Source organism: Streptomyces sp. NPDC104307, assembly GCF_055584045.1.
The window spans coordinates 164,889-186,900 of sequence record NZ_JBVJMU010000004.1; the positions used below are offsets into that span (position 1 = coordinate 164,889).

At 71.2% G+C, this 22,012-nt stretch carries 19 protein-coding genes; 7 read left to right on the forward strand and 12 right to left on the reverse strand.

Annotated elements, in window-relative coordinates; genetic code table 11:
• Nucleotides 1–336 precede the first annotated feature (336 nt).
• The 3 genes from ACZ601_RS13640 to ACZ601_RS13650 form a co-directional block, all read right to left on the reverse strand.
• Nucleotides 337–3,369 carry an alpha-mannosidase gene (locus ACZ601_RS13640; RefSeq protein WP_469536874.1) on the reverse strand — a complete coding sequence of 1,011 codons (3,033 nt, stop codon included), beginning with the start codon at nt 3,367–3,369 and terminating at the stop codon, nt 337–339.
• A 126-nt stretch (nt 3,370–3,495) separates the two neighbouring features.
• Nucleotides 3,496–4,593 (reverse strand): Gfo/Idh/MocA family protein, encoded by a 1,098-nt coding sequence (locus tag ACZ601_RS13645; RefSeq protein WP_469536876.1) that lies wholly within the window; start codon nt 4,591–4,593, stop codon nt 3,496–3,498.
• On the reverse strand, nt 4,578–5,234 hold the full coding sequence (locus ACZ601_RS13650; RefSeq protein ID WP_440578759.1) for a ThuA domain-containing protein: 657 nt from the start codon (nt 5,232–5,234) through the stop codon (nt 4,578–4,580). Before ACZ601_RS13650 ends, ACZ601_RS13645 begins: the two co-directional genes overlap by 16 nt.
• Nucleotides 5,235–5,466: 232 nt before the next feature.
• On the opposite strand from ACZ601_RS13650, the gene ACZ601_RS13655 reads away from it, so the two are divergent.
• Nucleotides 5,467–6,147, forward strand: coding sequence for an alpha/beta fold hydrolase (locus tag ACZ601_RS13655; RefSeq protein WP_469536878.1), 681 nt, complete (start codon nt 5,467–5,469; stop codon nt 6,145–6,147).
• A 106-nt stretch (nt 6,148–6,253) separates the two neighbouring features.
• On the opposite strand, the gene ACZ601_RS13660 is transcribed toward ACZ601_RS13655, so the two are convergent.
• Nucleotides 6,254–7,054: an SAM-dependent methyltransferase gene (locus ACZ601_RS13660; RefSeq protein WP_440578761.1), complete on the reverse strand. Its 801-nt coding sequence runs from the start codon at nt 7,052–7,054 to the stop codon at nt 6,254–6,256.
• A gap of 504 nt (nt 7,055–7,558) precedes the next feature.
• Here ACZ601_RS13660 and ACZ601_RS13665 point away from each other — a divergent pair.
• Both ACZ601_RS13665 and ACZ601_RS13670 read left to right on the forward strand, forming a co-directional pair.
• Nucleotides 7,559–8,308 (forward strand): dienelactone hydrolase family protein, encoded by a 750-nt coding sequence (locus tag ACZ601_RS13665; protein ID WP_469536880.1) that lies wholly within the window; start codon nt 7,559–7,561, stop codon nt 8,306–8,308.
• Nucleotides 8,309–8,375: 67 nt separating this feature from the next.
• Nucleotides 8,376–9,314 (forward strand): carbohydrate kinase family protein, encoded by a 939-nt coding sequence (locus ACZ601_RS13670; RefSeq protein WP_469536882.1) that lies wholly within the window; start codon nt 8,376–8,378, stop codon nt 9,312–9,314.
• Between the two features lie 30 nt (nt 9,315–9,344).
• On the opposite strand, the gene ACZ601_RS13675 is transcribed toward ACZ601_RS13670, so the two are convergent.
• From ACZ601_RS13675 to ACZ601_RS13695, 5 genes are all read right to left on the reverse strand, one after another.
• Nucleotides 9,345–10,208, reverse strand: a complete 864-nt coding sequence (locus tag ACZ601_RS13675) for a hypothetical protein (protein WP_469536884.1) — start codon at nt 10,206–10,208, stop codon at nt 9,345–9,347.
• Nucleotides 10,205–10,774: a sigma-70 family RNA polymerase sigma factor gene (locus tag ACZ601_RS13680; protein WP_311307524.1), complete on the reverse strand. Its 570-nt coding sequence runs from the start codon at nt 10,772–10,774 to the stop codon at nt 10,205–10,207. Before ACZ601_RS13680 ends, ACZ601_RS13675 begins: the two co-directional genes overlap by 4 nt.
• The gene (locus ACZ601_RS13685; RefSeq protein WP_440575005.1) at nt 10,771–10,932 is read right to left on the reverse strand and encodes a hypothetical protein; all 162 of its coding nucleotides are present in this window, start codon (nt 10,930–10,932) and stop codon (nt 10,771–10,773) included. The genes ACZ601_RS13680 and ACZ601_RS13685 overlap by 4 nt, the downstream gene beginning before the upstream one ends.
• Before the next feature lie 373 nt (nt 10,933–11,305).
• On the reverse strand, nt 11,306–12,358 hold the full coding sequence (locus tag ACZ601_RS13690) for an S-methyl thiohydantoin desulfurase domain-containing protein (RefSeq protein ID WP_469536886.1): 1,053 nt from the start codon (nt 12,356–12,358) through the stop codon (nt 11,306–11,308).
• A gap of 75 nt (nt 12,359–12,433) precedes the next feature.
• Nucleotides 12,434–14,074, reverse strand: a complete 1,641-nt coding sequence (locus ACZ601_RS13695; protein WP_469536888.1) for an OPT/YSL family transporter — start codon at nt 14,072–14,074, stop codon at nt 12,434–12,436.
• A gap of 220 nt (nt 14,075–14,294) precedes the next feature.
• Here ACZ601_RS13695 and ACZ601_RS13700 point away from each other — a divergent pair, with 220 nt between their 5' ends.
• The 4 genes from ACZ601_RS13700 to ACZ601_RS13715 all read left to right on the forward strand — a co-directional run bounded on the left by ACZ601_RS13700 (nt 14,295) and on the right by ACZ601_RS13715 (nt 17,624).
• Entirely contained in the window at nt 14,295–15,071 is a 777-nt protein-coding gene (locus ACZ601_RS13700) for an IclR family transcriptional regulator (protein WP_440575002.1), read from the forward strand.
• 54 nt (nt 15,072–15,125) lie between these two features.
• The gene (locus ACZ601_RS13705) at nt 15,126–15,782 is read left to right on the forward strand and encodes a class I SAM-dependent methyltransferase (protein ID WP_469536891.1); all 657 of its coding nucleotides are present in this window, start codon (nt 15,126–15,128) and stop codon (nt 15,780–15,782) included.
• Between the two features lie 176 nt (nt 15,783–15,958).
• Nucleotides 15,959–16,246 (forward strand): DUF1905 domain-containing protein, encoded by a 288-nt coding sequence (locus ACZ601_RS13710; RefSeq protein ID WP_469536893.1) that lies wholly within the window; start codon nt 15,959–15,961, stop codon nt 16,244–16,246.
• Between the two features lie 124 nt (nt 16,247–16,370).
• Nucleotides 16,371–17,624, forward strand: a complete 1,254-nt coding sequence (locus tag ACZ601_RS13715; protein ID WP_469536894.1) for a sugar ABC transporter substrate-binding protein — start codon at nt 16,371–16,373, stop codon at nt 17,622–17,624.
• 75 nt (nt 17,625–17,699) lie between these two features.
• Here the strand turns inward: ACZ601_RS13715 and ACZ601_RS13720 are convergent, their stop codons facing one another.
• The 3 genes from ACZ601_RS13720 to ACZ601_RS13730 form a co-directional block, all read right to left on the reverse strand.
• The gene (locus tag ACZ601_RS13720) at nt 17,700–19,283 is read right to left on the reverse strand and encodes an alpha-amylase family glycosyl hydrolase (protein WP_469536897.1); all 1,584 of its coding nucleotides are present in this window, start codon (nt 19,281–19,283) and stop codon (nt 17,700–17,702) included.
• Nucleotides 19,280–20,071 (reverse strand): endonuclease/exonuclease/phosphatase family protein, encoded by a 792-nt coding sequence (locus tag ACZ601_RS13725; RefSeq protein WP_469536900.1) that lies wholly within the window; start codon nt 20,069–20,071, stop codon nt 19,280–19,282. The genes ACZ601_RS13720 and ACZ601_RS13725 overlap by 4 nt, the downstream gene beginning before the upstream one ends.
• Before the next feature lie 284 nt (nt 20,072–20,355).
• Complete coding sequence (locus ACZ601_RS13730; RefSeq protein WP_469536903.1) at nt 20,356–21,975, reverse strand: MFS transporter; 1,620 nt, start codon at nt 21,973–21,975, stop codon at nt 20,356–20,358.
• Nucleotides 21,976–22,012 lie beyond the last annotated feature (37 nt).

Sequence of the window (22,012 nt, forward strand, 5' to 3'; positions counted from 1 at the left end):
CCAGCCTCTGCGGGCGACGGCCCGATCGCCGTCCCGCCTGCGACGGCAACAGAATCGATGGAATGGTACGACGCGGGCTGGACAGCGCGCCGGGGGCGAACACACCCCTCCGCACAACTGTCCCTCTCTCCGGATGACTTCACTTCTCCGTAGTCGGGCGCAGGCGCACCGTGCGGATCTGGAAGGGCCGGAACGCGAGGCCGACGGCCCCGTCCTATGGGTCCTCTTCGGTCCTCTTCCGTTACGTACCGGCCGTCCGGCCCACCGGGACGTCGGCGGCGGGCTGTGCGCCGCCGACGTCCCGACACGGGTGCCGCCGTCCCGGGCGGCACGTCGTCAGGCGCGGGGCAGCCGCAGGGTGACCAGCTGGAACGGCCGCAGCGCGAGCACCACGCCGCCGGCGTTCTCCGCGGGCTGTTCGGCGTCGGTCAGCGGGCGCTCCAGGAGATCGGTCGGGACGGCCCTCGCGGTGGCGAAGCCGTCGGCGCGCACGGTGGCTCGGGCCCGTCCGCCATGCGCTTCGTAGAGTCGTACGACCAGGTCACCGCTGCGGTCGTCGGCCAGTTTCACCGCGCTGACCACGACGGCCTCGTTGTCCACCGTCACCAGTGGCGCGACCTCCGCGGCGGAGCCGGTGATCCGGCGCTCCGGCAGGTTGGCCCGGTGGCCCTCGCGGACCGCGTCACCGATCGTCGCGCCCGGCACCAGCGCGTGGTGGAACCGGTGGACGCCCTGGTCGGTCTCGGGGTCGGGGTAGCGGGGCGCACGCAGCAGCGACGCCCGGACGGTCGTGGTCGTGCCTGCGTCGGTCCCGGTCCGCACGGCACGCGTCACGTCGTGGCCGTACGTCGCGTCGTTGACGATCGCGAGACCCCAGCCCGGCTCGTCGACGTGCACGAAACGGTGGTTGCAGGCCTCGAACTTGGCCCATTCCCAGCTCGTGTTCTGGTGGGTGGGCCGGTACACATGGCCGAACTGGGTCTCGGAGGCGTACCGGTCGGCCTTCACGTCCAGGGGGAAGGCCAGTTTCAGGAAGCGTTCGGTCTCGTGCCAGTCCACCTCGGTGGCGATGTCGAGCCGCTTGGCGCGGGCCGGGACCGTCAGGAGCTGGACGACGCGGGAGTCGCCGAAGGCCCGCTCGACGCGCACCGCCGCTCCCTCGACGCCGAGTTCGGTGACCTCGGTGAGGTCTGCGCCGACGTTCCGGTAGAAGGCGTCGACGTCCCAGGCGTCCCACTGGTTGGGGAAGTCCGGGTGCAGCTGGAGGAGGTTGGCCGCCTGCCCCGGCGCTATGGCCTCGCGCTCCGCGCCGTGGTCGTACACGGAGACGACCAGGCCGCGTCCGTCGATCTCGACCCGCAGCAGCCCGTTGTCCAGGACGTATCCGCCACCGTCGAGCGGTACGGGGACCACCGCCTCGTTGTGGGCCGGCCGGGGCGAAGCGCCGCCGGCCGGTACCGAACCACGTTTGTGCGGCGCCGAGTTGAAGGCCAGCTCCGTGCCACCGGACGCGTCACCGGCCAGCGCGCGCTGCGCTGCGCCGATGATGTCCTCCAGCTCCGCGGCGAGCCGCGCGTAGGTCTCACGCGCCTCGCGGTGCACCCAGGCGATGGACGAGCCGGGCAGGATGTCATGGAACTGGTGCAGCAGCACCGTCTTCCAGATCCGGTCCAGATTCTCGTAGGGGTAGGGGAACGCGGTCCGTACCGCGGCAGTCGTGGCCCACAGCTCGGCCTCCGCCAGAAGCGATTCGCTGCGCCGGTTGCCGCGCTTCGTCTGGGCCTGGCTGGTGAGGGTGGCGCGGTGCAGTTCGAGGTACAGCTCCCCGACCCAGACGGGCGGGTCGGGGTACTCGGCCTCGGCCTTGGTGAAGAAACCGGCTGGGGTCTCCCACACCACGGTCGCCGATCCTTCGAGACTTCCCATTCGGGCGGCCTTGGCCACCATCTCGCGGGTGGTGCCGCCCCCGCCGTCACCGAATCCGGTCGGTGCGAGTGACCGGGAGGCGACGCCCTTCTCCTTGAAATTGCGTGCGGCGTGGGCGATCTGATGGCCGCTCATCTCGCAGTTGTACGAATCGACGGGCGGAAAGTGGGTGAAGATCCGGGTGCCGTCGATGCCCTCCCACTGGAAGGTGTGGTGCGGGAACGTGTTCGTTTTGCTCCAGGAGATCTTCTGCGTCAGCAGCCACTTGGAGCCCGCCGCCCTGATGATCTGCGGCAGCCCGGCCGCGAAGCCGAAGGTGTCGGGCAGCCACGCCTCGTCGTTCTCGATGCCGAACTCGTCGAGGAAGAACCGCTTGCCGTGCACGAACTGACGGGCCATCGCCTCGGAGCCCGGCATGTTCGTGTCCGACTCGACCCACATTCCGCCGGTGGGCACGAACCGGCCTTCCGCGACCGCCTTCTTGACCTTCGTGTACACCTCGGGGCGGTGCTCCTTGATCCAGGCGAACTGCTGGGCCTGCGACATCGCGAAGACGAAGTCCGGCTCGTCCTCCAGGAGGGCCGTCATGTTCGACGTCGTACGGGCCACCTTGCGCACCGTCTCACGCAGCGGCCACAGCCAGGCGGAGTCGATGTGCGCGTGCCCGACCGCGCTGATGCGGTGCGCGGCGGGAGCGGCCGGGGCGGCCAGCACACCGGCCAGTTCGTCGCGCGCGGCCCGCGCCGTACCGTTCACGTCCTGGAGGTCGACGGCGTCGAGCGCCCGCCCGACCGCCCGGAGGATCTCCCAGCGGCGCGCTCCCTCCACCGGCAGTTCCGCCATCAGCTCGCCGAGGACCTCCAGGTCCATGACCAGGTTCCACACCGTCTCGTCGAACACGGCGAGGTTCATTTCGCCGAGCACGTACTGCGGCGCATCACCGGCGGTGGCCCTGTCCCCCATCGGCGTCGGCTGGAACGGCACGCCGCTCGCGTCGATGTCGGGGTTGGAGGCGGCCTCGATGCGCCAGTCGACCTGCTCACCGCCGGCCACCGGTGATCCGACGCGGACGTACGAGTTGCGCGGGTGGAGGCCCTTGACCGGGGTGCCGTCGGGCCGGTGTACGAGGCCCTCGCACTGGAAGCCGGGCGTGCGCGGGGTGAAGCCGAGGTCGAGCACGGCCTCGACGGTGCGGCCCGCCCACTGAGCGGGAACCGTCCCGGTGACCTTGAACCAGCTGGTCCCCCACGGCGCACCCCACGCGGTGCCCGGGGTGATGGGACGGTTCGGCGCCGTGAGGCCCTCGGCCACGGGGACGGGTTCGCCCGACGTGGACCAGATCTCCACGTTCAGGGGGGTGGTGACGGGGTGGACGGCCGGACGGATACGTTCCCTGAGGACGCGGTCCAGACGTGCTTCGACCAGGTTCCGGTCGTCGTGCATGAGAGGGATCTCCTGTTGCTGCGAGCGGGCGCCGGGCTCGACGGGGCGCCGTGCGAGGTGTCCTGACGCGGGGTGTTGTCGAGCGGGCGGGGTGTTGTCAGGGGGCTCGTCGGCGGTCGAGGCAGGTCAGAGGCTGGTGTCCGCCACCGGAGCGGGGCGCTCGCACGTGGTGGTCACCGGCAGTGCCCGGCCCTCGTCCGCCGCGTCCATGAGGGTGAGCATGACGTCCAGGACATGTGCGGCGAGCTCTGCGGACGCACGGTGCGGGCGGCCGCCGTGGAGCGCCTCCGCCAGATCCGCGAGGCCCGCGCCCCGGCCCGCGCCTCGGTATCCGGCCGACACGGGCAGCGTCTCCCAGCCGTCGCCGCGGTGGATCTCGACGGGGCCGTCGAAGTGGTTCGGGTCCGGCACGGACAGCGAGGCGCCGGTGCCGTGCACCTCGATGCGGGGCAGTCGCGCGGCGCGCACGTCGAAGCTCATCACCAGCGTGGACAGCGCCCCGTCCGCGTGCTCCAGGACGCCCGTGATGTGGGTGTCCACCTCGACCGGGAAGGTCTGCCCCGCGCGGGGCCCGCTGCCGATGGTCCGCTCGGCGCGGGGCCGGGAGGACGCACCGGTCACCTTGACCACGGGGCCGAGCAGGTGGACCACGGCCGACAGGTAGTACGGGCCCATGTCGAGCAGGGGGCCGCCGCCGGGGCGGTAGTAGAACTCGGGGTCCGGGTGCCACTTCTCGTGGCCCGCGGTCGTCATGAAGGCGGTGGCCGCGACCGGCCGGCCGATCAGTCCGTCGTCAACGGCCTTGCGGGCGGTCTGCGTTCCGGTGCCCAGGACGGTGTCGGGGGCGCAGCAGAGCCGCAGTCCGGCCGCGCGCGCCGCGGCGAGCACGGCGTCGGCCTCCTCGCGGTCGGCGGCGAGGGGCTTCTCGCCGTACACGTGCTTGCCCGCGGCGAGTGCCGTCAACGCGACGTCCGCGTGCGCTGCCGGGACGGTGAGGTTGAGGACGGCGTCCACGTCGTCGCGGGCGACCAGGCCGGCGACGGTCGGCGCGAGGGAGACCCCGTCGCCGGCCTGCTCCGCGACGGCCCGCGCGCGGCCGGCGTCGAGGTCGGTGACAGCGGTGAGGCGCATGGACGTCAGCCGCTCCAGCGTGGACAGATAGGCGCCGCTGATCTTTCCCGCGCCCACGATGCCGACGTTCAAAGGCTTCAGCGGCTCGCCCACAGCAGCCCCCTCTCGGTCAGCGTACGGACCTGCGGCACGTCGAAGTCGTCGGGCTTGTGCCCGATGGTCGAGACGAAGACCCGGCCGGCCCCCCAGGTCCTGGTCCACACAGCGGGCATCACAGTGGGCCCGTCGTGCGGTCCGTCGGCCGGGAAGGTGGTGGTGGCCAGGACGTCGATACGCGGGTCGGTGAGGACCCAGTACTGCTCGGTGTGCACGGAGAAGTCGTCGAGGCCCGCGATGACCGGGTGGTCCGCGCGCTCGGGCAGGAAGTTGTACGTGTGGTCGTGGAAGCCCGGCGGGTGCATCACGAACTTGCCGCCGGTCAGCAGGTGGTAGCCGTGGTCGTGGAAGCAGTCGACGATGCCACCGTGCCAGCCGGCGAGACCGGTGCCCGCCCGGACGGCCTCGGCGAGGTTCTCGCGCTGCTCGGGGGTGATGGTGCCCATCGTCCAGCAGTGCACGATGAGGTCGGTGGCGGCGAGCTTCTCCGCGTCCTCGTACACCGCGAGGTCCTCGGAGGTCTCGACGGCGAACCCGCGCTCCTTGAGGAACGGCAGGAATCCGTCGCTGATCGTCACGGGCCGGTGCCCGTTCCAACCGCCGCGGACGACGAGCGCCCGCCTGGTGGGGGTGGTCACGGTGATTGCACGCTCCCGTCGGCGCCGCACGTGCGGGGTGCGGCGGTAGGGGTCTGGGCGAGTTCGGCCGACCGATCGGGGAAGCGGGGTTACCGCCGCTCAGGCCGGTCGTCGGCTGGGTGCGATAAGAACGTACGAACGGTGAACACACTTTGTCAATACGTTGTACTAACACGGTCGCATCCCGCTCCGAGCAGTATCGGTCGCGCATCTCGCCGCCTACGATGGCCCGATGAAATTCGTCATGGTGCCGGGTGGCTGGCAGGGCGGGTGGGCCTTCGACTCAGTGGCCGCCGAGCTGAACCGGGCCGGTCATCAGGTCGAGGCGGTGACCCTGGCGGGGCTGGAGCCGGACGGCCCGGTCGATACGGAGCGTCCGCCGAACCTCGACACCCACATCGACCAGGTAGCAGAGATCATCGAAGGCGCTGACGGGGCACCACTGGCGCTGTGCGGGCACAGCTACGGCGGGATGGTGATCGCCGGTGTCGCGGACAGGCTCGGCGCCCGCCTCGATCACCTCGTCTTCATCGACGCCTATGTTCCGGACGACGGGGATTCGTGCTGGTCCCTGACCAGCGACAGCTTCCGGGAGTTGTTCATCGCCGGATCCCGCGCCGACGGCCGGTGGGTCGCAGTCCCCGACGGGCTCGATCCGCGCGCGCGAGCGCACCCGCTGGCGAGCTTCATCCAGTCGGTCAGGCTGCGGGACGACTCCGGACACACGCGGCCCGCCCGGACGTTCATCAGCGGTGGCGGCTGGCCGGGCAGCCCGTTCCTCGCTCTGACCGAACGGTTGCGCGACGACGCGGCCTGGCGGGTTCACGAACTTCCCGTCGGTCACAACATCGCCCGCCGCGACCCCCATGGCCTCGCCGCCATTCTCCGCACGCTGCCACCGGCCGGTGGGTAACCATGGCTCCGATGCCGAGGCCGCCGAGCCGGGGGAATGATCCGACGGCCCGGCCCCGGCCGACCGGCAAGGCAGGCAAGGCGGTTGGTGACAGTGAACCGAGCCGTTACGGCTTGCGGGCCACGGCGCACCACATGGGCAGGGTGTCGTCCGCGATATCGGACGGGCCGGGACGCCAGCGGGTCAGGGTGACCAGCCCCGGTTCCAGGATCTCCAGGCCGTCGAGGAAGCGCTGCACTTCGGCGTGGGTGCGGGGAGTGGCCGAGGCGTGGCTGGCGGCTCGCTCGTTGTAGATCCGCATGGACTCGGCGACCTCGGGCGCGGTGACGTCGGCGGCCGGGTGCGACAGCACCAGGTGACTGCCGGGGGCAAGGCGGTCCAGCAGCCGGCGGGTGATGTCCCAGGGGTCCTCGGTGTCCTTGATGTACTGGAGGATCGCCACGAGCATGAGGCCGACCGGCTGGTCGAGGTCCAGGTTGCGGGCCGCCGCTTCGAGGATCGCGTCCACGTCGCGCACATCGGCCTGCACGTAGTCGGTCTGCCCCTCGGGGCCGCTGACCAGGAGCGCCCGCGCGTGGGTGAGGACGATCGGGTCGTTGTCGACGTAGACGACACGCGATTCGGGGGCTGCCTCCTGCGCTACCTCGTGAGTGTTCGCCGCGGCGGGAATTCCCGTACCGATGTCGAGGAACTGGCGGACACCGAGGCCTGTGAGGTGACGTACGGCGCGGCCGAGGAAGGCGCGGTTGGCCCGGACCGACGGCACGATCGTCGGGTTGGCCTGGGCGGCGAGCTCTGCCGCCTCCTGGTCCACGACGTAGTGGTCCTTCCCGCCCAGCCAGACGTTGTACACGCGGGCGGGATGCGCGCTCGCGGGATGCGGTGCGGAAAGCGTGTTCTCATTCATGGTTCTGTCTCCTCGTGCGGCCGCCACAGCCAGCTCGAACTCAAGTACGGACACGGTACATCCGTGATCCAACGCTCATCACCCATCAGCCCGTGCCACTTGGTTCCGGGCCGGGCCGGCCCTGGAACCGCGCTGCTCGGACTCCGCTCACGCGGCGCTCCGTCACTCGTACGGCCGGTCCTGGCCGGTGGGCGACGGAGGGAGCCGAGGGATCACATCCGTGAGCGGCAGCAAATTCCGGTCCGCCCGCGCCTACCGAGGCCCCGGAAGGACGGCCCGCCACTCCCCCGCCGTGCGCTGTCTCATGGATTGATTCCTCCCCGGCCACCGCTGCCGCCGGAGGACGAGGTATGCACCGCGGGCAAGGCACAACAGTCATTGCATTTGCTGCCGTACAGGTTGTACTTTGCTGGCGAAAGTGAACTGACTTGCCGGACTCACGGGTTGAGGTCTTCGCTCCGTCGCCCTCCGACGGTGTATGCACCAGTCCGAAGAAGGAAGAACGTGCCTACCAAGACGCTGTTGATTCCCACCGCCGACGGCCGGGCCGACGCACTCGCCGTCTTCCCCGACAGTGAGGAGCGGCACCCGGGCGTGCTGCTGTACCCGGACGCCTTCGGCGTGCGGCCGGTGCTGGAGGAGATGGCACGTGAACTGGCCGGGCACGGGTACTACGTGCTCGTCCCCAACATCTTCTACCGGCACGGTCCGGCACCGGTGACCGAGCTTCCCGAGCACATCGGCGCCGAGGCCCGGCCCGCGGTCTTCGCCCAGGTGATGCCCTTGATCAAGGCACACACGAGCGAACGCGCCCTGCGCGACGCCGAGGCCTACCTCGGGTTCCTCACCAGTCAGTCCGAGGTCAGCGCCGGGCCGGTCGCCACGATCGGCTACTGCATGGGCGGAACCCTGGCGATGCGCACCGCGGCCGCGTATCCCGACCAGGTGGCGGCCGTCGCCGGATTCCACCCCGGCGCCCTGGTCACCGACGCGCCCGACAGCCCGCACCACGGGTTCTCCGAGGTATCCGCCCAGGTGCACCTCGGCCTGGCCGAGGGCGACATGACGCCGGAGAGCCTCAGCGAGCTCAACCAGGCGCTGGACGCCGCGGGCGTCAGCCACAGCTGCGAGGTCTACCCCGGCACCGTCCACGGCTTCACCATGTCCGACACCGACGCGTTCAGCGCTTCCGGACTGCAGCGACACTGGGACCGACTGCTGCCGCTCCTCGACCGCGCGCTCGCCGGCCGCTGAGGTTCCGGGCCGGACCCGCGCCGCCCGCGGCCGGTCCGGCCCTCGTAGTCCAGGAGACCCCACCCTCATGCTCGACAGAAACGACCTGCTGGTCATCGGTGAATGCGTCGCCGACATCGTCCGGCTGCCCGGTGCCGCCGACCGGGTCCACCCGGGAGGCAGCCCGGCCAATGTCGCGTACGGCCTGGCCAGGCTCGGACACGACGTCACCCTCCTCACCCAGCTCGGTCCGGACGCCCACGGGCGGCGGATCCGCGACCATCTGGCCGGTGCCGGGGTCGAGGTCCGCACGGACGGTGCGACGGCCCCGACCCCGTCCGCCGCCGTCACCCTGGACGGCGCCGGGCGAGCCGCTTACACCTTCGAGATCACCTGGACGCTGGGCCCGGTCTCCCTGGAACGGCCACCCCTGCACATCCACACCGGGTCGGTCGCGGCCGTGATGGAGCCGGGTGCTTCCGCCGTCGTCGCCGCCGTCGAGTCGCTGCGGACGGCCGCGACGGTCAGTTACGACCCCAATGTGCGTCCGGAGCTGATGGGGGATCACGAGGCGGCCGTGCGCGAGGTCGAGCGCTGTGTCGCGCTGAGCGATGTGGTCAAGGCCAGCGACGAGGACCTGGAGTGGCTGTACCCGGGTCAGGAGCCGGGGCGGGTCGCCGAGCGGTGGCTCGGCGCCGGACCGGCCCTCGTGCTGGTCACCCGGGGCGGCGACGGGGCCCTGGCGGTCCTGCCCGGCGGGCGGGTGTCGGTCGGCGCGCCGCCCGTCGACGTCGCGGACACGGTGGGGGCCGGGGACGCCTTCATGTCGGGCACCCTCCACGCACTCGCCGCACACGGGCTGCTCGGCGCGCGGGGACGGGAGCGGCTCCGCGCAGTGGACCGGGCCACTGTCACCGATGTCCTGCGCCACGCGGCGGCCTCCGCTGCCGTGACCGTCGCGAGGGCCGGTGCCAACCCGCCCGACGCACCGGAGCTCGCCGTGGCACTCGGTGGCACTGGCTGCTGACGCCGGGACCGGCGCCGCTGAGGACCGCCGCTACCCCCAGCACCACTTGGGCTGCCTGCGGGCGGCGGCGATGAGCGGGCGGGCCGACTTGGGGCGGGGCTGGAGCCGGTTGCGCACGGAGGGCCGTCCGGGGGCGGGTGCGCTGCCGGCGGTGAGGCTGCGGATGTGGTCGGTGAAGCCGGGGGCGGGCAGGGGCAGCTCGAAGTCGTCTGTGTGGCAGACCGCCGCGGGTACGTAGTCGAGCACGGCTCCGACCATGGCGGGCACCGGGGCCGGATCGGTCTTGAGCGCGCCGAGGATGCGCAGCGCTGTGGGCAGCAGGCTCGCGTCGGTGGTCGTCACCGCGTTGAGCGCGTCACTGACGATGCCGGGCACGTCGTCGGCGGTGACGTCGGGCACGGCGTCGGCGAAGTCGTCGGTGGAGGGGGGCGCGCTCTGGATCTGCTCAGTCTGTTCGTACCACCAGCGGGCTTCACCGTGCTCACCGAGTGCGAGGTGGTGGAGGTAGAGGCAGTAGGAGGCCGCGGGGTCACCGGCGCCGGCCGCGTACTGCCACCAGAAGCGGGCGTTCTCCTCGGATTCCGCGAGCTGGAGGATGCAGCCCAGGACCCGTGCGCCCGGGGGTTCGGGGAGTTGCGGGGTGAGGAAGGTGTCCAGGGTGCTGAGTGCGGTGTTGCGGGTGACGACGGTCTCGCAGAGGGTCTGCAGGTTCTGGGCCGCTTCCTGCTCCGTCGGCTCCTCCGGTACGGGAACGGCCGGTGGCGGGGCACAGGACGGGCCGGCGGCGTGGAGGCGGGCGAGGAGGCGGGTCTCCGCGGCGTTGATGTCGTCCTGGGTGTAGGGGGTGGTGACGAGGCGTGCGCGGGAGAGGAACTCCGTGATGTGGCGTGTCATCGTCGCCCTTCCATGGCGCGGTCCGGTCCCAGGATGTCCCGCAGCCGGCGCGTCGCGTGCCGGACCGTGGAGCGCACGGTGGCGCTGGTGATGCCGAGTACGTCGGCCACTTCGGGGGCGTTGAGCCCGTGGAGGTAGGTCATCACCATGACGTCGAGCTGACGCTCGGTGAGCTGCCGCATGGCCCTCATGAGGGCGAGGGACTCGGTGATCTGCCCGTACGGATCAACGGCGTCGCGCAGGGCGAAGGTGTTGAAGGCCTCGTCGTCGAGCAGCGGGGGCCGGCGCCTGCGCGCGCGGCTGTGATCGTTGACCTTGTTGCGCATGACGGTCCACGCGTAGCCGGACGGGTTCTCGACGAGCAGGACCTTGTCCCAGGTGCGCAGAAGCTGCTCGAAGGCGCTGTCGATCGCCTCTTCGGCATCGTGGCGGTTGTGCAGGAACGTCTCGGCGTAGTGGATGTAGCGCGGCCGGTTCATCTGGTGGAAGGCGGTGAACGAGAGGTCGGGGAGCTGCTGGGTCATCGGCTCTGTGCCCGGACGGGTGCGGCTTCGGTACTCGGTCAACGGCCTTCCTTCCGGTCACGGGGACGGCGGCTCAGCTCGCTCACCCCGACCCGGACTCCTGCGGCCGCCAGTTGGCGCAGCAGGGTGTGGGCGTCCTTGCCGAAGACGCGGATCGTGACCGCCAGGATCATCAGGTCACCTACGAGGTGGATCGTCACAGGCGCGAGCCTCTGTTCGTGCGGAGAGCCGGGCGCTTCTTCGAGCCCGGGAAGTGCGCGGTGGTGCGCCCTTCACTCTCAACAACACCTGGCAACGAACAACTGTGCAGGCGTAATTCGGAGAAAGTGACGGATCGACAGAACCGGTGACGCACGGACGTTCCCGCTTGCTCATCCGGGACCATCAGCCACCCCGCGCCAGGCGGCCGCCGGTACCGCCACCAGCGCACACGCTCCACGGCCACCATTTTGCATAAATTTGCGCAAATCCAGCAAACATCGACCGTGACCCAGGTCACATCCCCAGCTGACTGTGCGTACCTGGCGCACAGTCAGCCGACTGCCGCTCGGTGCAGCGCGTCCCGGTCTGGGTTCAGGCGTGGGCCAGCGTCCTGCCCTCTGGCGCGAAGGAGAAGCCGAGCAGTTCCTCGACCGGGGTGTACACCTCGGGCATGTGCATCGTCGACGAGAGCAGCAGGCTCGCGGCCGGGGCGCACAGCACACTGAGCCCCTTGCCGACCGCGACGTCGGCGGAGGCCAGCGGCGCGCCGTCCTCGTCGAACGTCGTGATCAGATCGGGGAACGCGGCCCTGCGCTCGCCGCCCAGTTCCAGCGTCATGTACTCGTTGACGAAGCGCAGCGTGGTGTTCTCGGCGTCGTCCAGCACGGCGACGCCGACGTCCAGGCCCTCGCGCTGCTCGCAGCGGTACTCGCGGACCGTGCCGGTGGCGACGATCCCGCCGCCCAGGTGCCGCGCGGCGCCGGCCGGGCCGTCGGTCAGGAACCGGTGGCCGAGTTCGATGGCGAAGCCGATGGCGCCGGGCGCGCCGTGCCGCGTGGCGTAACCGACCTCGATCGCGTTCCGGGCGACGCCCACCCAGCCGCCCGCCTCCACCGACGCGCGCCGGACCACGGACGAGGTGGCCTCCAGTCCGCCGGCGACGGCGCCCTCGACGTACGTGTACGGCTTGCCGCCCGCGTAGCCCTGGACGGAGCGGTATCCGTCCTCCTGGTGCAGCCCCATCGCGCCCATCACGCTGGAGGGGTGGGCACGCCCGTTGCAGGCCAGGTCGATGACGGGCAGTCCGGTCATCGCCGAGTGGAACCAGCCGTTGATGGTGGTCTCGGCGCCGTTCTCGTTCGTGTGGATCGCGGCGAGCGGGCGCGGCAGGTCGCGGCGCAGCAGCTCCAGGGCGCGCAGCAGATGCGTGGGCAGCACCAGCGGGTCCGCCGCGGCGGGCGCTCCCACCAGGGCGACGGTGGCGGTGAGGTCCTCGGGCGCGAACTCGTCGGCGGTCCACAGCTCCGGCACACCCACCTGGAGGGCGAGTTCGGCGGTGCGCAGCCCGCGCCCGACGAATCCGCCCCCGCCCCCGCCGAGCACGGCGCCGCCGTACACGGCCGCGCGGATGTCTTCATGGGTCAACTGTCGCTTCACTATTCTTCTCTTCTTCTCTGAGGGGGCTGTCCGGAAGGGCGGCCCGGTGTTCGGGCCGTCCGGCTACTTGCGCAGGGCGTCGAACGCGCCGTGGCCGAAGGAGTAGAGGGCGTCCCCCGCGATGGCGCCGCCGGCGAAGACCTCCAGGTCCTCCTGGACGCGTGGGCCGAGCACCCGTGGCGCGAGCAGGCGGCAGGCCAGGCCCGCCGCGACCATCCAGCCCGCCATGGGAGTGGTGATCAGCAGGCCGGTGGCCAGCAGGATGCCGAGCTGTCGGCGCGGCCCGCCCAGGAGCTGGACCAGGGCGCCGGGAATCGCCCACAGGGCGAGGTTGCGGGCGGTCTCCATGGAGGGGCCGGCCTTGATCGCGGCGACATAGGCCGCGTCGATGGGCGGCACCTTCCCGCTGTCGAAGAACATCCGGTACGAGACGAGCACCACGAGGACCGCCACACCGAAGCCGATCATGGCGGCGATCAGCTGCTGGCGGCGGCCCTCCAGGTCGAAGGCCGGATCCGCGTCCCCGCCGCGCAGCAGGTGGCCGGTCTTGAGGTCGTAGCCCATGTCGGCGAAGGCCGGTCCGGTGGCGGCGGTGAAGCCGGCCAGGACCACGAGGGCCTCCGGCGGGAATCCGATGAGGATGCCGAGCAGGACGGTGATCAGGGCGACGGCGAAGGCCGGGAACCAGCCGGCGTGCATGGCGGCGATCCCGACCAGCAGCTCGTGGACGAAGGCGGCGGCCGTCGCGTAGACGATGAACCCGATCAGCATGCCGGGGCTCATATGGGTGGCGATGCCGGTGCCGAGGGTCAGCAGCAGGGCGATGACCAGATAGGCGCCGCCGCCGATGCCCAGCGACCGGCCGACGCGGCGTCCGGAGTCCCTGCTCGCCGCCGTCGTCGTAGTGGCCTTTCCGGTACGGCCGTCGAGGACGACGCGCCCCACCTGGAACAGGGCGACCACACCGGCGCCGATCATCATGCCGTGCGGCAGGTAGATCGCGTTCAGGTCGACGCCGGTCAGGGTGTCCGCGTACGAGCTGGTCAGCAGGCCCGCGCCGAACGCGATCATCGCGCCGAGACCGCCGATCAGAGCGACGCCGAAGGCCGACATCGGCAGCGAGAAGGCCGATCCGAGCGCGCCGGCCAGCAGACCGGCCCCGAGCACCTTGGCGCGGCGGCCGCCCCCGTCGCCCGCCTTGATGGCCTCGGCCGCGGCGATGCCGGGCGGCCAGGGGTTGTCGGCGGGGAAGGCGGGGGTGTTGAAGAGGCGGTACAGCAGCCAGGCGTCCACCAGCATCGCGGCGGCCACCCCGATCAGCATGGGCAGCACCATGTCGGGCAGCCCGAACAGGAACGGGATGCCGATCGGCAGGAACAGGCTGTTCGCGGCGCCGAAGGTCGCCGAGGAGATGCTGGTCTGGGCGAGGTTCTGGGCGTGCACCGAGCGGTAGCCGCGGAAGGCGGCCAGCGGGATACGGGCCAGCGTCATCGCGGCGAGCGCGCCGACGAGGGAGGTGCTGGGTGTGATGCCCAGGGTGGCGAGCAGCTGCATGCCGACGACGGCGCCGAAGAGGCTGAGCACCACGGTGAGGATCAGGTTGCCCGGTGCGAGGGCGCGCGGATGACGTCGCGGGGAGGCAGCGAGCCGTTCGACACGTGCCCTCGCCCCGGCCGACGTGGGGGTGCCGGCGTCGTGGCTCATGGGTGCTCCTGACGGGCCGGTGCGGTGGCGGCACCGCCCCGGTCACTGAAAGTTCTAGAATATGGAACCGAGTCCTATTATCTGGACTACCCCTGGATCATCGGATCGAAGGGGCCCCGTCGTCAAGAAGTCTCAGAATGTGGGCGGAACGATCACCGCCCCGGGGCGGCATACCATCGGACGCGACACGGCCGGGAGCGGCCGGAGAGGGAGGAAGACGGTGAGCACACTCGCCAATGCCCGGGACGTCCTGCGCCTCATGGCCCGCCTGCGGCGCGATGTCACCGTCACCGACGTGGCCGGCGAACTCGGGCTTCCCAAGAGTTCGGTGTCGCGGACCCTGAGCATGATGGCCGAGTACGGCTTCCTGGAGCGCGACCCGGCCACCCGGGCCTACCGCCCCGGCGAGCTGATCATGGAGGCCTCGTACCACTACCGCGCCTCGCGCGGCACGGTCTCCCTGCTGGAGGAGGAGGCCGCCCGGCTGGTGTCCGACACCGGGTACACCGGGTACGTCGATGTCCTGGACGGCAGCGAGTCGCTCGTGCTGCACATGCGCGTCAGCGCCATCGGCTCCCTGCACGCCTACACCCCGGCGGGCACCCGGGCACCCGCGTACGCCAGTTCAATGGGCCGGGCGCTGCTGGCGCGGCTGGAGGACGCCCAGGTCACGCGCCTCGTCGACGAACGCCTGGAGCACAGCGTGGGACAGGCTCCGAAGACCCGCGAGGAGCTGCTGGCTCAGCTGGCCCGGGTCCGCGCCGACGGGTGGGAGTTCTCGCGGGGCGAGTACGTCCCCGGCGTGGCCGGGATCTCGGGGGCCGTCCTGGACGGTGACACGGGCCAGGTCTTCGGGATCGGCATCGCGCTCCCCGCCCAGGAGTTGAGTGACGGGATGCCGGAGCGGTTCGGCAGGGCGGTGCGGGACGCCGCCCTTCGCGTCGGCAAGCGGATCGGTGATCCGTACTGGCTGCGGTTCGCCGCGACCGACAGCTGACGGTCGCGCGGAGCCGTCGGTCCGCCTCGGGACGACGGGTGATGGACTGGTGCGATGACGACACTGCTGCCCCGGCTCCTCGCGGCGCTGGAACGGTTCCACGCCGCCCGCCCGTGGGACCACAACGCCCATTACCACCGCTGGATCATGCGGCAGATCCCGAAGCGCTTCGGCACCGCCCTCGACATCGGTTCGGGCAGCGGGGACCTGGCCCGGCTGCTGGGCACCCGCGCCGGCTCCGTGCGGGGCCTGGACTCCGACCCCGCGATCGTCGCTCGGGCACGGACCCTCACCGCACCGGACGCGCCCGTCGTCTTCACCGCCGGAGACGCGCTCACCGGCATACCGTCCGGCTCCTACGACGTGATCACCTGTGTCGCCGCCCTCCACCATCTCCCGTTCTCCGACGCCCTCGGCGTGTTCCGCAGGCACTTGGCGCCGGGCGGAACACTCGTCGTCGTGGGGCTGGCCCGCGCGCAGTCGGCCGGTGACCGGCTCCTCGGTGCGGCCGCTGTTCCGCTGAACGTCGCCATGGCCCTGATCAAGAACCGGGGGCGCCGCTCGGCACGGCCGGTGTCGATGACCGCTCCCACCCGGCCCGCGGTGATGAGCTTCGCCGACATCGCGGGTGAGGCCCGGCAGGTGCTGCCGGGTGCCCGGCTCCGCCGCAGGGTCTTCTGGCGGTACACCCTGGTCTGGCACCAGAACTGACGGGACCCGCAGACGAGTTGTCACGACGGCGGCAGGCCCGCGCACCAGGAAGGCATGCACACCGGGAAGGCCCGCGCACCGGAAAGGCCCGCACCGCCTCCCCGGCGCACCGCCGGTAGGCTGCCCAGGTTCCGGGCTTTCCCTTCCGCTCCCCGTCGTTGAACGGATCACCCCCCATGAATGTCGTGTTCACCGGCCTCGTGATCGAGTGGCGTGGGCCCTCGCCGTTCTACTTCGTCACCGTGCCCGAGGAGGAGGCGGCCGACATCCGGGAGGTCGCCGCGATGGCCACGTACGGCTGGGGCGTGATCCCCGTCGAGGCCCGCATCGGTGAACTCGCCTTCACCACCTCGCTGTTCCCCAGGGACGGCGGCTACCTGCTCCCGCTGAAAGGCGCCGTGCGGGGGCCACTGGGCCTCTCGGCGGGTGACCGGGCGAGCGTGAAAATGACCGTGCGCCTCTAGGGCGGGTCGCGGAAGTAGGTTTGCCAAAGCGTTATCCGTACGCCTCTTGAGTCGCCCCGGGACGTGCCGCACAGTCATGTATGCGCTTACGGAATGCGCATACATGAGCCGCCGGAGGAGCCGCATGACCCGCACCATCAGGACCGTCCGGTCCGCAGTCACCGCTGCCACGACGGTGACGGCGCTCGCCCTGACCGGCTGTGGGGGCAGCGGCTCCGATCAGGCGAAGGCCGACTCCAAGCAGACCCTCACCGTGTGGGCCATGGGCGAGGAGGGCAACCGGATCCAGGCGGTCGCCAAGGAGTTCACCGCGAAGCACCCCAACATCACGGTCAAGGTGACCCCGGTCGGCTGGGACGTCGTGCACCAGAAGCTGCTGTCCGCCGCGGCGGCCGGGACGCTGCCCGACATGGCCCAGATGGGCTCCACCATGATGGGTGAGTTCATCGAACTCGGCTCCCTGGAGCCGGTGGACACCAAGGTCTTCGACGAGAACGACTTCTTCCCCGCCACCTGGAAGGGCAACGTGGTGGACGGCACCGCCTACGGCGTCCCCTGGTACGCCGACACCCGGGCCCTCTACTACCGCACCGACCTCGCGGAGCAGGCGGGGATCGACAAGGCGCCGGCCACCTGGAAGGACATGCGGGCCATGGCCGCCGCTTACAAGAACAAGGCCGGGACCGACTGGGGGCTGTCCCTCCAGCCCGGCGGCGCCGGAGCCTGGCAGGGCTGGGCCCCCTTCCTCTTCTCGGCCGGAGGTTCGCTGCTCGGCAAGGACGGGAAGCCCGCCCTGGACTCCCCCGAGTCGGTGAAGGCGCTGACCGAGTTCCAGCACTATTTCGACGCGGGGCTCGCCAAGAAGAACTTCGTGCCCGGCCAGGACGTCGTGAAGGACTTCGCCGCCGACCGGATGCCGATGTTCGTGTCAGGGCCCTGGATCGTCCAGAACCTCGCGGAGCAGCAGCCCCAGCTGAAGGGCAAGTGGAAGGTCGCGCCGGTCCCGGCCGGCAAGAGCTCCAGCTCCTGGGTAGGCGGCGCCTCGCTGGTCACCTTCAAGGACAGTGGGCACCGGGCGGCGGCCCAGGAGTTCACGAAGTTCCTGACCACGCCCGAGATGCAGGCCCACTGGTACGAGACCTCCAAGGCGCTGCCCACCAGCAAGGCCGCCTGGGACCAGCCCGCCCTGAAGAACGGCGGTGCCTCCCTGGCCGTCTTCAAGAAGTCGCTCGCCACCGCGAAGGACATCCCGCCGTTGTCGAAGTGGGAGGAGTTCGCCGCGCAGATGGACAGCGCCCTGGAGAAGGTCTCGGCCGGGGACGACCCCGCCGCGACGGCCGCGAAGCTCCAGAAGGCCACCGAGGGCCTGGTGGACTGAGCACGGCACCGCTCTGCTGGGAGGGGGCCTCGCGCACGGTGTGCGAGAGGCCCCCTCCGACCGTTCCGGCAGGTGTCAGAGCCGGAAGACGCCGTATCCGAAGCCGTCCGCGTGGACACGGCCGCCGCGAACCGTGACGCCCGATGCCTCCAGTGGGGTCGCGGTGTCCGCCGGAGCGTCGGCCTCGGCCGGTTCGCGGCGGGGGTTGATCACCACCAGGTACCGGCCGCCGCGCACATGGACCAGGGGGTAGCCGGCGTGCAGCACCTCGGTGCTCCCCGCCGTGCCCAGCTCCGGGGTCTCCTTGCGCAGCGCGATGAGGCGCCGGACCAGGTGCAGCAGGGAGCCGGTGTCGGCGCGCTGCGCGGCCACGTCGGGGCGGTCCGGGGCGGGGTCGACGGGCAGGTAGAGAGCGTCGGCCTGGGCTGTGGAGAAGCCCGCGTTGGGCGAGTCGTCCCACTGCATGGGAGTGCGGGAGCCGGCCCGGTTGTAGCGCGGGCCGAGCCGGCTGCCTTCGCGCTCGGGCAGCCCGGGTACGTACCGCATGCCGATCTCGTCACCGTAGTAGATCGCCGGCAGCGTCGGCCAGGTGAGCTGGAACGCGAAGGCGGCCGGGAGCTGTTCGGCGGTACGCGGCCCGCAGGCGAGCCGGGAGAAGTCGTGGTTGGCGGTCGGCAGCGAGATGAATCCGGCATCGCCCATGATGTCCGTCGCCCGGCGCCAGCCGTCCAGGAAGGTCTGGGGGGAGCCCTGCCCCCCGGCGTCGAAGTAGGGGGCGCGCGGCTCCCACTGCTCGCTCACGGTGCCCTCGAAGTTGTTCCACAGGGAGCGCAGCACCAGTCCGTCGTCCGCTGCGCCGAACTGCAGGAAGAAGTCCGCGTGGAATCCCGCCGGTACGGCGACCGCCGGATCACCCCACTCGGAGAGCAGCGCCGCCCCGGGGTGCGCGGCGTCGAGCCGGCCGCGCAGTTCGCGCCAGAGCCGGACCGTCTCCGCGTGGCCCGGGTCGTCCTTGACGAGTGAGGCGGCCATGTCCACCCGGAAGCCGGACAGGCCCAGCGACAGCCAGTGGTCCATGATGTCGTACAGGGCCTGCCGGTTGGCGCGCGGGCCCTCCGCGTCGACGGGCTGCCGCCAGGGCTCGGCCGGGTCCGTGCGCCCGTAGCCGAAGTTGAGCGCGGGCTGCGACTCGAAGAAGTTCGGCAGGTAGAAGCCGGGGCGGGTGCCCGGGGAGGCGACGAATCCGTCCGGCCGCCGGTCCGGGCCGGCCCAGATGTAGCGGTGGTCGGAGGGGTCGTTGGCCGAGGCGGTGAACCAGGGGTGCCGGTCAGAGGTGTGTCCGGCCACCAGATCGAGGAGGACGCGGATGCCGCGCCGGCCGGCCGCGTCGGTCAGCCTGGCGAGGTCGTCGTTGGTGCCGTAGCGCGGGGCGACCGAGAAGTAGTCGCTGACGTCGTACCCCGCGTCGTCGAACGGCGACGCGAAACACGGGTTGAACCAGACGGTGTTGACGCCCAGCCAGGCGAGGTGGTCAAGCCTTGACTCGATCCCGGCGAAGTCACCGATGCCGTCGCCGTCGGAGTCGGCGAAACTCTGCGGGTAGATCTGGTAGAGGACGGCGTCGGCCAGCCACTCAAGGGCGGGACGGGACGGGGTCATGGGGCGGAATCCTCCGGGACGGCCCGTGCGAGGTGCACGAGCGCTTGGACGGGGAAGTGGTCGCTGGGGCAACGTCCTTGCTCGGCGCAGGTGTTGACGCCGGCCGAACGGACGCGAGTGCCGCGCGAGGCGAGGATCCAGTCGATCCGGTCGCCGTCCGGGCCGGGCGGCCCGTGGTCGTGGAACGTGCCGAGGGCCGGTCCGCGTTCCTCGGCCGCGCCCCAGGTGTCGACCAGGTCGGCTCCGGCGAGCAGGGTGTCGTACGCGACGCCGCGTTCCGCCGGTGTGTTGAAGTCGCCGGTCACCAGGTGGGGGACGTCCGCCGGCCTGGTGGACAGCCACTCGGCGAGCAGCCGGGCGGAGCGCCGGCGGGCGTCCTCCGCGAGGTGGTCGAAGTGGGTGTTGGCCACGCACAGTTCGCCGTCGGTGAGCCGGTCGCGGAAGCGGACCCAGGTGACCATCCGCGGGCAGCCGCCGCCCCAGGTGTTGGAGCCGACAGCCTTCGGGGTGTCGGAGAGCCAGAAATGTCCGTGGGCGAGGGGTTCCAGCCGTCGCCGGTCGTGGAACACGGCCATGTACTCGCCGCGCGTACCGCCCTCGCGCCCCTGACCGGTCCAGCCGTAGTCCGGTCCCAGTCCGGCCTCCAGATCCCTCACCTGGGCGTACAGCCCCTCCTGGGTGCCGATCAGATGGGGCCGTTCGCGGCGCAGCAGGTCCACGGCCGCACCGCGTCGCCGGGACCAGGGGTGCGGAGCACCGTCCCAGTCGACCTGCAAGTTGAACGTCATGACCCGCAGTCCGTGTCGGGTGTCCGTCACTGTGCTGCCTTCCGTGCCGTGCCCGTGCTGTGCCGCCGCGCTCTGCGACGAAATGCCCCGCCGCTTCTGTATGCGCTTACATAACCGGGAAACGGTAACTTCACCGCCCCTGGTGTGGCAAGACCCGCAGGGAACCAGGACGGAAAGGGAACCAGGACGGAAGAATCCCCCGGCCTCACGACCGGCCCATCGTCGCGATGACCGGAAAGCACACCCTCCTGAGGGCTGTCCTGCGATTCCTGGCGGGACAGCCCTCAGGCCGTGTTGGCGGGGCGTGCGGTGCCGGCGTCCTCCGTCACACGTGTACCCGGGTGCCACAGCGCACAGATGAACGCGAGCACGAGCGCGCCGGCCATGGAGTAGAACACCCACTGGTTCGCCTCGGCGAAGTCCGCCCTGATGGCCTGCATCGATTCCCGGGTGAGCTCGGCGGCCCTGCCGTGTCCCGTGGGCTGTCGCGCGTCGGCGTTCCCGGTGACGGCTTCCGCGATGTGCCGGGCGGCGGTGTGGGCGGGGCCGGACGGCACGCCCTCGCCCCGCAGCGTCTGGCCGACACGGTTGACCGTGACATGCGTCAGCACCGTGCCGAACACCGCGAGGCCGATACTGGCGGCGAAGTTGCGGACCGTCTGCGTGATGCCGGTGACCTCGCCGTAGGAGGCGCCGATCGACCGGTTGACGGCGTCGGTCGAGGCGGGCGCGAGCAGGAAGCCGATGCCGGCGCCGGCGAGCGCCGCGTACGGCCATTGGTCGTGCATCGAGAGCGTCGTCAGCTTGGCGGCCCAGAGCGCGAAGCCGACCGCGCCGAGCGCGGACCCGATCTTCAGGGCCGGGCGGGCGCCTCGTTTGTCCAGGATGCGGCCGCCCCACTGGGAGGCGAGGGCGAACCCCACGAAGAAGTAGAGGAGGTAGAGCGCCGCCTGGTTGGGCGAGGCGCTCAGGGAGACCTGGGCGTACACAGAGGCGAAGAAGAGCACCGGCACGAAGGCCGTCATGGCGAAGAAGAGCACGAGCATGTCGACCGCGAACGCCCGGTCCCGGAAGACCTGGAGTCTGACGAGCGGGTGGCGCCGGCCCAGTTCGAAGCGGCAGAAGCAGGCCAGGACCACGAGCCCCGCCACGATGCACGTCCAGGTCGACCAGGTGTCCCAGCCCCAGGACACGGACTGCTGGAGTCCCAGCACGGTCAGCCCCATGCCGACCGCCATCAGCACGGTGCCCGGCACGTCCAGCGGTTCCCGGTCCGAGCTCTCGGGGATGTGTGCGAGCAGTGCCAGGACGATGGCGACCACGGCGACGGGGACGTTGATCCAGAAGATGGCGCGCCAGGTCCATTCGGTGAGCCAGCCGCCCAGCAGCGGACCGATGGCCGTCAGCCCGCCGGAGACGCCGAAGAACAGCGCCAGCGCGCGCCCGCGCCGTTCCACCGGGAACACCGCGATGACGACGGCGAGTGCTGCCGGGAACATCAGGGCCGCGCCGAAGCCCTGGATCGCCCGGAACCCGATCAGCCACGCCTGGGCGTACTCCCCCGACGGCACGGCACCGCAGAGCGCGGAGGCGATGACGAAGACGAGCGTGCCGCAGAGCATGACGCGGCGGTGGCCGAAGATGTCGGAGAGCCGGCCGCCGAGCGCGAAGAACGCGGCGAGCGTGAGCAGGTAGGCGTTGATGACCCACTGCATCTGCGAGGAGGTGAGGCCCAGCTCGTGAATGATGTCGGGTGCGGCGATCGCCACGATGGTCTGGTCGATGAACGTCATCGACACCGCGAACATCATCGCGGCCAGTGCCAGCGTCTGGTTCGGCGGCCCGCTCGCACCGGCCTTCGCGGGGCGGTCCGGACCTTGCGCCCGGGGCGCCGAGTTGCTCATGGCCTCATGTTCTCCGCGCCCACCGCCCGGCGCACGC